The sequence below is a fragment of the Halobacillus sp. SY10 genome, from assembly GCF_045401165.1.
Taxonomy (GTDB): Bacteria; Bacillota; Bacilli; order Bacillales; family Halobacillaceae; genus Halobacillus; species Halobacillus aidingensis.
Map to the genome: position 1 here is coordinate 1,038,654 of NZ_CP174345.1, position 14,040 is coordinate 1,052,693.

At 43.7% G+C, this 14,040-nt stretch carries 8 protein-coding genes; 7 read left to right on the forward strand and 1 reads right to left on the reverse strand.

Going from position 1 to position 14,040, the window contains the following annotated elements; genetic code table 11:
• Window positions 1-19: 19 nt before the first annotated feature.
• Entirely contained in the window at window positions 20-835 is an 816-nt protein-coding gene (locus ACJA3J_RS05295) for a biotin/lipoate A/B protein ligase family protein (RefSeq protein WP_279629305.1), read from the reverse strand.
• 192 nt (window positions 836-1,027) lie between these two features.
• Here ACJA3J_RS05295 and ACJA3J_RS05300 point away from each other — a divergent pair, with 192 nt between their 5' ends.
• The 7 genes from ACJA3J_RS05300 (at window position 1,028) to yhbH (ending at window position 14,034) form a co-directional block, all read left to right on the forward strand.
• Entirely contained in the window at window positions 1,028-1,207 is a 180-nt protein-coding gene (locus tag ACJA3J_RS05300; protein ID WP_089654806.1) for a hypothetical protein, read from the forward strand.
• Between the two features lie 757 nt (window positions 1,208-1,964).
• On the forward strand, window positions 1,965-3,860 hold the full coding sequence (locus tag ACJA3J_RS05305) for a PrkA family serine protein kinase (protein ID WP_089654807.1): 1,896 nt from the start codon (window positions 1,965-1,967) through the stop codon (window positions 3,858-3,860).
• A gap of 82 nt (window positions 3,861-3,942) precedes the next feature.
• Complete coding sequence (gene ppx / locus ACJA3J_RS05310; protein ID WP_089654808.1) at window positions 3,943-5,478, forward strand: exopolyphosphatase; 1,536 nt, start codon at window positions 3,943-3,945, stop codon at window positions 5,476-5,478.
• Window positions 5,479-5,630: 152 nt separating this feature from the next.
• Entirely contained in the window at window positions 5,631-7,730 is a 2,100-nt protein-coding gene (locus tag ACJA3J_RS05315; RefSeq protein WP_089654809.1) for an RNA degradosome polyphosphate kinase, read from the forward strand.
• Window positions 7,731-7,990: 260 nt separating this feature from the next.
• Complete coding sequence (locus ACJA3J_RS05320; protein WP_406946275.1) at window positions 7,991-10,804, forward strand: 2-oxoglutarate dehydrogenase E1 component; 2,814 nt, start codon at window positions 7,991-7,993, stop codon at window positions 10,802-10,804.
• Window positions 10,791-12,110 carry a 2-oxoglutarate dehydrogenase complex dihydrolipoyllysine-residue succinyltransferase gene (odhB, locus tag ACJA3J_RS05325; protein ID WP_089654811.1) on the forward strand — a complete coding sequence of 440 codons (1,320 nt, stop codon included), beginning with the start codon at window positions 10,791-10,793 and terminating at the stop codon, window positions 12,108-12,110. The genes ACJA3J_RS05320 and odhB overlap by 14 nt, the downstream gene beginning before the upstream one ends.
• A 760-nt stretch (window positions 12,111-12,870) precedes the next feature.
• Complete coding sequence (gene yhbH / locus ACJA3J_RS05330) at window positions 12,871-14,034, forward strand: sporulation protein YhbH (protein ID WP_089653080.1); 1,164 nt, start codon at window positions 12,871-12,873, stop codon at window positions 14,032-14,034.
• Window positions 14,035-14,040: the final 6 nt, after the last annotated feature.

Genomic DNA, 14,040 nt, shown 5'->3' on the forward strand with positions numbered 1-14,040 from the left:
TTTGTTCACTCCTTTTTCGTTAGCGAGCGTAGTTCCACTCGTCGGTGTCATAACGTTCTTCTGCAATCTTTCTGACTTCGTTCCATTGTGCTTCTGTCAGTTTTAAGGGTTCTAGTTTAATCCCCAGTCCTTTTTCAAACCCATTTTTGAAAGCTTTTTTAGTATCTTCAAAAGTTACTGGTTGATCGACAATCTGGTTGATGGCTACAGCTTTGTCTCCGAAGGCTTTTCGAGCGCGTTCTTTAATGCGTTCATTTTTATAGATAAACATATCGAATAGTTTAACATCATCGACATCAATAGGGATGGATCCATGTTGAAGGATAATCCCTTTTTTTCTTGTCTGTGCACTTCCCGCTGCTTTCTTACCTTCTACAATCAGTTCATACCAGGAAGGTTCTTCAAAGCATACAGCGGATCCTGCGACATCTAGTTTTCCTTCAGGAACAGCGAATTCGGCTTGAATACCAAGGTTTGTGAATCCTTCAAGCAAACCTTTGGATAGAACAAGATAGGCTTCTTTCACAGAGTCAGGCATGTCCGGATGATTTTCTGACACAATTACACTATATGTGAGTTCATTGTCATGTAGGACAGCTCGTCCTCCAGTCTGACGACGAACAAGCTCATACCCATGCTTTTGGACGCCTTCCAAATCAATCTTTCCTTTGACTTTCTGAAAATATCCTACAGATAATCCCGCAGGCTCCCATCCATAAAAACGGAGTACAGGAGGAATGTCTCCATTTCGGTGCCAATTCATCAAGGCTTCATCCAATGCCATATTCATAGCAGGGGTGCAATGACCTGAATCGACAAAGTACCATGTTTCCATTTGCAGTCCTTCTTTCTATTGTGTAGCACTTTATCCTATTAAAATATTCGTAACAATTCTAACAAGGGGATATCATCGTGTCAAAATTTACTAACAAGGGTCAATTCAACCTTTAGGACTACTTGCTCATTGCGAAAAAATGGACATACAATCCGCTTCTGTTGATTTATAATAAAGGAAGGAGGGATGATCGTGAGCCAAACGTTGATTTCCAGCATCCTTTTCTTAATCAGTGCGGCAATTTGGGCATTATTAGCTATATTTTATGATGATTTCAGGTGGCTCAATTTGTTTCTTTTTATTGCTTTTTTGGTCATGGGGTTGTCAAAAAGGCGCAGGTATATTCAAGAGAAGGATTACGAAGAGGACTGACTTCATGTTAGTCCTCTTTTTTCTGTCATGAATGAACAAGGGAGGCATAGGGTGGATAAGGGGGCTTTTCCCTCACTTTTCAGCTGTCTTTTAATGATTGGGGTTGCGAGTTTCTGTTTGTTCGTAAGTCCTGTGTTCGCCAGGCAGCCGAAATCAATGAGCAAGGTGGGTGCGTATTTGTTCAGTTGCAGCGGCCAGACACTCGAGACATAAGTCAACCGCCTCCGTGGTGGAAGAACACACCACTGCGCCGTTCGTCTTATGCTAGTCGTGTCTAATCAGGCCGCTTCCACATTTCTTCTTGTCGTGTCCAGCTCTGGCACCCAGACGCTCGAGACATAAGTCAACCGCTTCCGTGGTGAAAGAACGCACCACTGCACCGTTTGTCTTATGCTTGTCGCGTCTACCAGGGTGCCGCCGCATTTCGTATCACAGTGTCCAGCTCCGACGCCTAGATGCTCGAGACATAAGTCAATGTTCTACGTGAAGAAAAACGCTTCACTCCGAACCTTGTCTTATGCTTGTCGCATCTCCCAAGGCGTCTCCGCATTTCGTTTTCATGGTCCAGTTGCAGCGGCCAGACACTCGAGACATAAGTCAACCGGCTCCGTGGTGGAAGAACACACCACTATGCCGTTTGTCTTATGCTAGTCGTGTCTAACCAGGCCGCTTCCACATTTCTAATTTACACATGTTTTACAGTAGCCAGGCATAGGATGTATTAAAATTCGTCTCTTACGACGGGGGAGGTCGCGAAGTGGACATTTTAAAGAAAATACAAGACCACCGGGAACAAGAAGAGGAACTGAAATGGGAAGGTACATTCTCAGAATATTTGGATTTACTGAAAGAGCGTCCGTATTTAGCTCAATCCGCCCATTCCCGCGTTTACAATATGATTAAAAGTGCGGGAGTAGCAGAAGAGCACGATCATAAGCGTTACAAGTTTTTTGATGAGGATATCTATGGTTTGGATGAGGCGATGGAGAAGCTGGTTGAAGAATATTTCCACCCGGCGGCGAGAAGGCTGGATGTTAGAAAACGTATCCTTTTACTGATGGGACCTGTCAGTGGTGGTAAGTCAACGCTCGTTAACTTACTGAAACGGGGGATGGAGAAGTACACACATACTGATGAAGGGGCTGTTTTTGCCATCAAGGGTTGTCCGATGCATGAGGACCCTTTACATCTTGTCCCGAACCATCTGCGCAAGGATTTCCAGGAAGAGTACGGGATTCGTATTGAAGGCAGTCTATCTCCATTAAATACGATGAGAGTAGAAACAGAGTATGGGGGAAGGATTGAGGACGTTTTAGTTGAACGTATCTTTTTCTCAGAGGATAAACGTACAGGCATTGGAACGTTCAGCCCTTCTGATCCGAAGTCCCAGGATATTGCTGACTTAACGGGGTCGATTGACTTCTCTACCATTGCTCAATATGGTTCCGAATCAGATCCTCGGGCCTATCGTTTTGATGGAGAATTGAACAAAGCGAATCGTGGAATCATGGAGTTCCAGGAAATGCTGAAGTGTGATGAGAAGTTCCTATGGCACTTGCTCAGCTTAACGCAGGAAGGAAACTTCAAGGCTGGACGCTTTGCTCTCATTTCTGCAGATGAATTGATCATCGCCCATACAAACGAAGCGGAATATCGTTCTTTCATTGCCAACAAGAAAAATGAAGCTTTGCATTCCCGGATGATTGTCATGCCTGTTCCTTACAACTTGAAAGTGAGTCAGGAAGAACGAATCTATGAAAAGATGATCCGGGAAAGTGATATAAGAGATGTTCACATCGCCCCTCATACATTGAGGGTAGCTGCAATGTTTACGATTTTGACTCGACTGAAGGAGTCGAAAAAAGCTTCTATCGATGTACTTAAGAAAATGCGCTTGTATGACGGTGAGATTTTAGAAGGATTCAGCGATGTAGATGTGGAAGAGTTGAAGAAAGAGCACGCGGATGAAGGAATGAGCGGCATTGACCCTCGTTATGTCATCAACCGCATTTCTTCTACCATCATTAAGAAAGAGTTGACCTCGATCAATGCGCTGGATGTTCTGCGTTCGTTGAAGGATGGTCTCGGAAGTCACGCTTCCATTTCCAATGAAGATAAAGAGCGTTATCTTGACTTCATTTCACTCGCTAGAAAAGAGTACGACGAAATTGCGAAGAAAGAAGTACAGAAAGCTTTTGTCTACTCTTATGAAGAGTCTGCCGTCACATTAATGGATAACTACTTGGATAATGTGGAGGCTTACTGTAATAAAGCCAAACTCAGAGATCCGCTGACAGGTGAAGAATTAAACCCGGATGAGCGGCTCATGCGTTCCATTGAAGAACAGATTGGCGTATCGGAAAACGCGAAGAAGGCGTTCCGTGAAGAAATCTTAATCCGCATTTCCGCTTATGCTCGAAAAGGCAAGAAGTTCGATTATCAGTCTCATGAGCGGTTACGCGAAGCGATTCAGAAGAAGCTGTTTGCAGACCTGAAAGATGTTGTGAAGATTACGACATCTACGAAGACGCCGGATGAGCAGCAACTGAAGAAAATCAATGAAGTGGTCGCTACTCTTATCGATGAGCATGGATACAATTCGAGCTCTGCCAATGAATTATTGAAGTATGTCGGCAGCTTGTTGAATAGATAATGGCAACACCCAGCCGCTCTCTTATATATTAAGAGGGCGGTTTCTTATGGTATAATGGCAAAAAACAAAGTGGGGTGAGACGATGGCCAAAAGTTATTATGCAATTATTGATGTCGGATCGAATACAATGCGTCTAGTCATTTATTTGAGGGAAAAAGGTGGACGTCTTCGTGAAGTGGAGAATGTGAAAGCTGTTGCTAGATTGAGGAATCACCTCATGGACGATGGCCTATTATCCACAGAAGGTATCCAAATCCTTTTGACCACATTAAAAAGCTTCAAGCAAGTAGCAGAGTCTTATCCATTGGAAGAAATGGTTTGTGTAGCGACCGCTACCATCAGACAAGCGCAAAATCAAGCCGAGATCATTCATCAAGTATCCGAACACACAGGATTCGACATGCGCATTCTTTCTGATCATGAAGAAGCTTATTATGGTTATTTGGCTGTGGTTAATTCGACTCCCGTGACGGAAGGAATTACTGTAGACATCGGTGGAGGAAGTACAGAAGTTACATATTTTAAGGACAGGGAATTGATCGAATCACATAGTTTCCCATTCGGAGCGCTCACACTTAAACAAGACTTTTTTAAAAAAGATCTTCCTACAGAGGAAGAAATGTCCGATCTTCGACATTATTTGATTGAACAATTTCAATCTCTCCCTTGGCTGAAGAAAAAGAACGTCCCTTTGATCGGAATCGGTGGAGGTGCGCGTAACCTTGTTCAAATTGATCAGAACTTAAAAGAATATCCGCTCGCAGGTTTACATCAATATAAAATGAAAGACAGTGATCTCGCTTTTATCAAGAACTATCTTTTCACCTTGAACATGAAAAAATTGCAGAAGGTTGAGGGGTTATCGAAGGACCGTGCGGACATTATCCTTCCCGCAACAGAAGTCTTCCATTCTTTATATGATTCGGTCCATGCTTCAGGTTTTATTTTAAGCAGGAAAGGATTGCGCGACGGCGTTTTTTTCGAGCAGCTGACGAGTGATATGGGGACAGCCTTATTTCCGAATGTGTTAGAGGAGAGCATTCAGGAACTGATCAGTGATTATGAGTTGAATGTGAAACACATCCAGCACGTTCAGCATTTGGCTCATGACTTGTTCCATCAGCTTCATGATCGTGGAATCGGCGCTTTGAGGAAAAGGGACTGGCAGGAAGTGAAAAGGGCGAGCTATGTTTTCAATCTCGGTGAATATATTGACAATGAATCAAGCTCTCAGCATACTTTTTACCTCCTTGCTAACCGGACGATTGACGGGCTGATGCATATGGAAAGACTACGTATGGCTTTAATGGCCTCTTTCAAAAACAAGACGGTATTCAAGCAATTCCTTGATCCATACAAACAGTGGTTCTTGAAAGATGAACGGAAAAAGATCCGCCTTCTCGGGTCGATGTTGAAATTCTGCTACAGTCTGGATAGTACTCGAAGGCAGACGGTGGAAAAGCTAGAACTATCCAATGATGGAGATGACCTTCGTGTCACACTCTATTGTAACGGTGCTTACATGCCTGAAGAATATCAAGCAGAGAAACAGAAAAAACATTTGGAAAAGTCATTGAAGAAGACTATCGAGCTCTCTTTTGTGGAAAATAAAAAGTAGTCCGTTCCGGGCTGCTTTTTTGCTATTCAATCGTGTGTCTAGTCGTTCGACAATTTAAATCAAATTTTTACAAAAAGTTAACTCAGCATTTATATGTGGGATATATTGATGTACTAACCTGAATGTGAATACATGTGTAAAGGGTGTGCGTAATGTCAACAGAAGGAAAGACGAAAGAATTAGACAATCCACTTTTTTATAATAATCGAGAGCTCAGCTGGCTTGGATTTAATGAGCGGGTTTTGGATGAAGCTCTTGATATGGACAACCCTTTGCTCGAACGGTTGAAATTTTTAGCTATCGTATCTTCCAATCTTGATGAATTTTTTATGGTGCGGGTCGCGGGATTGAAGGACCAAGTCAAAGCCGGTTTCAATAAACCGGAAAACAAAGCCGGCTTGACTCCGAAGCAGCAACTTAACAAAATCGCCGAGATTAACCACAAAAATGTGGAAAAACAATATGCCGCCTATCAGTCTATGAAACCGGAATTGGAAAAAGAGGGAATTTCCATCTTGTCCATTGATGATCTGACGAAAGAAGAAATACAACGTTTTGAAACTTATTTCGATGAGGAGATCTTCCCAGTTTTGACCCCGATGGCGGTAGATGCCTATCGTCCTTTCCCGATGCTGTTGAATAAATCCATTAACCTTGCTGTCGTCATTCGTGACGAACTTGATCGAGAAGGAGCGGCGAAAACAGCGATTGTTCAAGTGCCATCCGTACTGGATCGTTTCGTAATTGTGAATCACGAAGATAAATATCAATATGTCCTATTGGAAGAAATCATCGGTCATTTCATGAGCAAGTTGTTCAAAGGGTATGAAGTTGAATCGATCACAGAGTTCCGAATCACAAGAAATGCCGATATGACAATTCATGAAGAAGGTGCTCGTGATTTACTGAAAGAGATTGAGAAAGAATTGAAGAAACGGAAGTGGGGAGCGGCTGTCCGACTAGAAGTCCGGGACGGAAAATATGACGAGAAATTAATCAGCTTTTTATTAAAAGTCCTGGAAATTCACAAAGATGACTTGTACATCACCAATGGACCGCTGGACTTAACTTTCTTATTCAAATTCCATAAAACGTTTGAGGACATTAAGGATCATCTTTATTACGAAACCTTGATGCCTCAGCCCCCTCGAGATCTGAGTAGTGATGAAAATATCTTCGAACAAGTGATGGATCGTGATGTTTTCCTACACCATCCGTTTGAATCGTTTGAACCTGTCGTTGACTTCGTAGCAGAAGCAGCGGATGATCCCCATGTTTTGGCCATTAAACAGACCTTATACCGTGTAAGTGGGGATTCCCCGATAATAGAGGCTCTCAAGCGTGCGGCGGAGAAAGGGAAGCAAGTCACCGTACTTGTAGAACTGAAAGCACGTTTTGATGAAGAAAACAATGTGCAGTGGGCAAAAGAACTGGAAAAAGCGGGCTGTCATGTCATTTATGGAATGACCTACTTGAAAACCCACAGCAAAATCACCCTGGTGGTCAGGAAGAAGAATGAGAAAATTGAACGTTTCGTTCACCTGGGAACAGGGAATTACAATGACCAGACAGCATCGCTTTATACAGATATGGGAATCATCACAGCCAAGCGGAAGTTTGGAATTGATGCCACAGACTTTTTCAATTATTTAAGCGGGTTTACCGAGAAACCGCAATTTCATCACCTGTCAATGGCTCCGTTTGATATAAGAAATGACTTTATTCGTTATATTAATAATGAAATCCGTTTCCAAAAACAACATGGCAATGGGCGCATCATTTTAAAAATGAATTCATTGACGGATAAAAATTTAATTATGAAGCTTTACGAAGCCTCTCAAGCAGGTGTGCAGATTGATTTGATCGTGCGCGGAATCTGCTGCCTGCGTCCCGGGATCCAGGGTTTCAGCGATAACATTCGTGTGATTAGTATTGTCGGCCGGTTCCTGGAGCATAGTAGGATTTACTACTTCCACCATAACGGAGATGATCGTGTCTTTTTATCCTCTGCTGATATGATGACAAGAAACATGGTCAAGCGTGTCGAGCTTTTATTCCCAATCTATGAACCAGTGATAAAAAATCGTTTGCAAAAGATTTTATCTGTCATGTTGAGTGACAATGTCAAAGCGAGGGAACAAAAGAATGATGGATCCTATGAGCATGTTAAACGCCCTGAAAACGCACAGCCGATCAACAGTCAGATGAAACTTTATGATATGGCTTACCGTGTCTTAGAGGATGAAGAATAACAACGACATATCACTTTAGTGGCAAAAAGTGAAAAAGGCGTACCCATCGGTGCGTCTTTCTTGTTATAATGGAATGGATTTGGTCATTCATTAAAAAAATAAGCGAAATTTGTTGAATACGGAAGCGTTTCAATTCTATAATAGTACATGGACTTGGAAACGTTTTCGAGGAAACATTAGCCAACAACTACTTGGGGGTATTCTACGTGTCTAAACAAGGCTCCACTCAAAATTTTTGGGAAAAGTTCCATGGCCCCAACATGGGGTACATCGAAGAACAATTCGAACAATATGAAAACGATCCTAGTGCTGTCGATCCTTCCTTGAAGGAAATTTTTGATGAGCACGGGGCTCCTGAATGGATGGGAAGCGATACGGTTACTGAAGCCAATGGATCTGCTTCACCTTCTGAAAGGGACATAGCTAAAATTACCTCAGCTTTGAAACTTGTTGAGGCTATTCGTCGTCATGGTCACCTACAAGCGAATATATACGCGGTAGGCAGTGATGAGCGACCTAAAACAAATTTGCTTGAATTAGAAACATATGGACTACAAGAAAAGGATTTAAAAGAAATCCCGGCTGATTGGGTGTGGCCTGATGCCCCAATGAAACTGGATAATGCACTTCAAGTAGTCAAAACATTAAAAGAACGATATGCAGGGACCATCTCTTTTGAGTTCGGTCATGTGAATAACGAAGATGAAAGAAAATGGCTCCAGGATAAAGTCGACACTGGTTCCTATACGGTGTCATTGACAGATGAAGAGAAGAAGCAACTGCTATACCGTCTTGCTGAAGTGGAAGGTTTTGAAAACTTCCTAGCGAAAACATTCGTTGCTCAGAAGCGATTTTCTATTGAAGGTTTAGACGTTATGGTGCCGATGCTTGATCATATCATTCAATCGGCTTCCGGAGACAAAATCAAACATATCATGATGGGCATGGCCCACCGTGGACGTTTGAATGTACTTGCTCATATCCTTGGCAAGCCTTATGATCGCATTTTTTCTGAATTCCACCTTTCTCCAGATAAGGAGCTGGTGCCATCCGAAGGTTCAATGGGAATCAATTACGGGTGGACAGGCGATGTGAAATATCACTTTGGTGCGCGAAGAGAAATTGAGAATGGCGAACAGTCCGCTACGCGTGTGACTCTAAGCCATAACCCTTCACATTTAGAATACGTCAATCCGGTAGTTGAAGGATTTACACGTGCGGCTCAGGATGACCGCTCAGAGCCGGGTTATGCAAAAATGGATGAGGACGAGGCATTCGGTCTTTTGATTCATGGTGACGCTGCTTTCATCGGAGAAGGTGTTGTAGCAGAAACCTTGAATATGAGTGACCTCCCAGGCTATCGCACGGGCGGAACGGTCCACATTATTGCTAACAACCTTGTAGGTTTCACGACGAATAGGAAAGACGGCCGCTCGACACGTTATGCGAGTGATCTTGCCAAAGGGTTCGAAATTCCTGTTGTTCATGTAAATGCTGATGATCCGCTAGCATGTTTATCAGCTATGGCCCTTGCGTATGAGTACCGTCAGAAATTCCATAAAGATTTCTTAATCGACCTCGTAGGTTATCGCCGTTTTGGTCACAATGAAATGGATGAACCACGCTCTACGCAACCGAAACTCTATAAAGAAATCGACGAACATCCTACGGCTGCTGCTGTGTTTGAAAAGCAGCTCCAAGAAGAATCTGTCGTAGGCGAAGATGCTCTTAAAGATATGAAAGCGGAAGTAGAGCAAAAACTCCGTGACATCTATAACAATATGAACGAGCATGAAACGTCTTCTCCTGATGTGAAAGATCGTCCGAGTGGAGTCGAGCGAAACCTTGACGAAATTGATACAGCCATCGATCTAGATCGTCTTAAAGGTTTGAATGAGGGCATGCTGAAACGTCCAGAAGGATTTAATGGCTTCAAAAAGCTCGAAAAAATTCTTCAAAGACGCAGCAAAATGCTTGATGACGGACAGAAGGTTGACTGGGCGACAGCAGAAGCCTTGGCTTTTGCTTCAATTCTTGAAGATGGTCGTCCCATTCGAATCACAGGTCAAGACACAGAGCGCGGAACATTTGCTCACCGTCACCTTGTTCTTCACGACGTGGAAACAGGGGAGACGTACTGTCCAATGCATGGATTAGAACAGGCGAATGCGTCCTTTGATATTCATAACAGTCCATTGTCTGAAGCAGGAGTCATTGGGTTTGAGTATGGATACAGTGTGCAAGCACCAGAATCTCTTGTCCTTTGGGAAGCTCAATTCGGTGATTTCGCTAACGCTGGACAAGTCATCTTTGACCAGTTCGTATCTGCTGGACGTGCCAAATGGGGCGAAAAATCCAATATGGTCTTCTTGCTTCCTCACGGATACGAAGGTCAAGGGCCGGAGCACTCCAGTGCACGTCTTGAGCGTTTCTTACAGCTTGCTGCTGAAAACAACTGGACGGTTGCCAATGTCACGTCTTCCGCTCAATATTTCCACTTGTTAAGAAGACAGGCAGCAATCAGTAATCAGGAAGAAGCACGTCCTCTTGTGTTGATGACTCCGAAGAGTCTCTTGAGAAATCAACGAGTGGCGGTTTCCGGGGAACAGTTCAGCAAAGGGCGATTCCAACCGATTATGAAACAACCAATTTTATCTGAAAACAAGGATAAAGAAAAAGTGAAAACGCTCCTTCTTGGAAGCGGGAAGATCATGGTCGATATTGAAGATACGGTAGATGGAACCGATCAGACCTTTGAGACGATCGATGCCGTAAGAATTGAACAAATCTATCCGTTCCCTGAACAACGATTAGCTGAGATGTTAGAGTCTTATCCGAATTTAGAAGAATTAGTATGGGTCCAAGAAGAACCACAGAACATGGGTAGCTGGTACTTCGTCGAAGGGATTTTGCACAAACTCTTGAAAAAGGGGCAGATTCACCGCTTTGTCGGTCGTCCGCATCGTGCCTCACCTTCCGTCGGCGAGCCGAACATCCATAAAACGGAGCAGAATCGAATCATTCATGAAGCGCTACAGATGTCTAAAGGAGGAGAAACAAATGAAGGAAATTAAGGTTCCTGAATTAGCTGAATCCATAACAGAAGGTACAATATCAGAATGGCTCGTCAAAAAAGGGGATCAAGTGGAAAAAGGCGATCCCATTCTCGAGCTTGAGACAGATAAAGTAAACGTTGAAGTGAATGCAGATGCTAGCGGGGTTATTGCTGAATTGTTGAGAGAAGCAGGAGACGACGTTGAAGTTGGCGATGTGATCGCTAAAGTCGATGAAAACGGCGAAGCCGGAGGTTCAGATGAAGACACTTCTTCTGATGAGGAAGAAGCTGAACCAGAAGAAGAAAAGGAAGAAGAATCCAACAAAGAAACAGAATCTCAGAAAAAAGAAGAGCAGCAACAATCTTCTCAAGAGAAGAAAGAGTCTTCCAGTAAGAATTCTAAAGACGTGATTGCTACTCCTGCCGCTCGTAAACGCGCGCGTGAACTAGGAATTGACTTGAGTGAGATTTCCGCACGCGATCCCCTTGGCCGCATCCGTCCGGAAGATGTCGATGCAGCTGCTAAAGGAGAAAGTAAGCAGGAATCTAAAGGTTCTTCCAAGTCTTCTTCTGAGGACAAACCTAAGAAGAAAAAAGAAGAAACGAAGAAAACAGAATTTGATAAGCCAGTCGAACGGGTGAAAATGTCCCGCAGACGCCAGACGATCGCTAAGAGACTTGTTGAAGCACAGCAGGAATCTGCGATGTTAACAACCTTCAACGAAGTAGATATGACCAATGTTATGAAGTTGAGAGGTGAGCGTAAAGAATCCTTCCTGAAGAAACATGACATCAAATTAGGATTTATGTCCTTCTTCACAAAAGCTGCGGTTGGAGCATTGAAGGAATTCCCGTTACTGAATGCAGAAATTCAAGGAAACGAAATCATTAAGAAACAGTTCTATGATATCGGTATGGCTGTCTCAACAGACGAAGGTCTCGTCGTTCCTGTTGTCCGTGATGCGGACCGTTTGGACTTTGCAGGTATTGAGAAAGGCATTGCTGACCTTGCGACAAAAGCACGGAACAAAGAGCTGGGACTTGATGACCTTCAAGGTGGTTCATTTACAATTACGAACGGTGGAATATTCGGTTCTATGCTTTCCACACCGATTTTGAATGCACCTCAAGTAGGAATCCTTGGTTTGCACAACATTGAAAAACGCGCGAAAGTCATGCCGGATGACACAATCGAAGCTCGTCCGATGATGTACATTGCTCTTTCCTATGATCACAGAATCGTTGATGGAAAAGATGCAGTACAGTTCTTGCGCAGAATTAAAGAAATGATTGAAGATCCATTCGATCTATTGCTCGAAGGCTAAAACCAATCCCCTTCCACAACTCCCGTGGAAGGGGATTTTATATTCCTAATCCCACAAACGCTCCCTTTGGTGGAAGACTCATTTTCGAGACTTTGGTTAGGTGGATGGGGGCTGCGGGGAATAGCTCGCTTTCCGCGGGAGCGCGGTGAGCCTCCTCGGACTGCGTCCTGTGGGGTCTCACCAAGCACTTTTATCCCGCAGGAGTCTCGCCATTCCCCTCCGCCCCTTTACCATGGAAGGTTCTCGAAACCACTTCCTGAATAATCAGCTATTCTGTGTGAGGAGAGCATAAAGATAATACTCCCAAGTCGAGGCACTTGAACCCTGAAAGCTTGATACACAGCGTTTTCTGCCTACAACAATCTGGATAGTGGGAGACCTTCCAACTTGGTATAAGGGTTCGTTATCCCCTTCGCCGAATGGGATGGTTGGGAAGCTGCGAGACTGCCGTGGGAGAAGGAGATCGGCGAGATCCCACAGGACGCAGTCCGAGGAAGCTCGGCGCTCTCCCACAGGAAAGCGAGTAGCTTCCCAGCAACCCCTGACGCTCAACCCGGGCAACGAACCCTGGAATCTCGAAAGTGAGTCTTACATAATCCTGCCATATACTTGAACTACCAACATGGACTATCAAACTGATTGTGAAAAGGTAGACAAATATAGGCGAAAGAAACAAATAATCCATGTATATCTCAATATCTTTCATCCATTACCGTGGACCTGCATACGATAGAGTAATACTCGATTAGGAGGGAATTACATGGATGAAGAGATGAGTTTCGTAATCGCCGAAGACGACTGGTCCCTCCATCGGAAAGGCTACGACGATCAGCGGCGACATCAAGAAAAAGTGAAGGATGCGATGAGCAAGCAGTTACCTGATCTCATTACTGAAGAAAATATTGTGATGTCGAATGGAAAGCGTGTCGTTAAGATTCCAATACGTTCGCTTGATGAATATAAGATCCGTTATAATCACGAGAAGAATAAGCATGCAGGACAAGGTGAAGGAGATAGTGAAGTCGGAGATGTCGTTGCTCAAGCGCCGCAGCAATCGAAAGGTAAGCCTGGCGATGGAGATGGAGCCGGTGATCAAGCTGGCGAAGATTATTATGAGGCAGAGATTTCATTAGCAGAGTTAGAGGAAGCCTTGTTTAAGGAATTGACCTTACCGAATTTGGATGAGAAGGAAAAAGACAATATCATTCACACAGATATCGAGTTCAGCGATATCCGAAAGACAGGGTTGACTGGAAACATTGACAAGAAGAGGACGATGCTCGAAGCGTACAAACGAAACGCTCTGGGCGGTGAAGCTTCATTTGCACCCATTTATCCAGAGGATATTCGCTTCAAAACGTGGAATGAGAAAACCAAGCCTGAGTCAAAAGCTGTCGTTATTGCAATGATGGATACAAGTGGTTCCATGGGGCAATGGGAAAAATATATGGCCAGAAGTTTCTTTTTCTGGATGACCAGGTTCCTGAACCGGAATTATGAAACAGTAGAAATTGAATTTGTTGCGCACCACACCCAGGCAAAAGTCGTCAGTGAGGATGATTTCTTTTCCAAAGGAGAGAGTGGAGGCACGATCTGCTCCTCAGCTTATCGCAAGGCATTAGAATTGATTGAGACGAAGTATTCGCCGGAACGTTACAACATTTATCCGTTCCATTTCTCAGATGGTGACAACTTAACTTCCGATAATAAACGATGCCTGGGATTGATCGAACAGCTCATTGAAGTTTCACAGATGTTCGGTTATGGAGAAGTAAACCAATACAACCGTTCCTCAAGTTTGATGCAGGCCTATAAATCAATCGATCACCCGAAATTCCGCTATTACATTTTGAGAAGAAAAGCAGATGTGTTTCATGCGATGAAACAATTCTTCAGTGAACAAGTAGAAGAGATGCTAAGCTGATGTTGC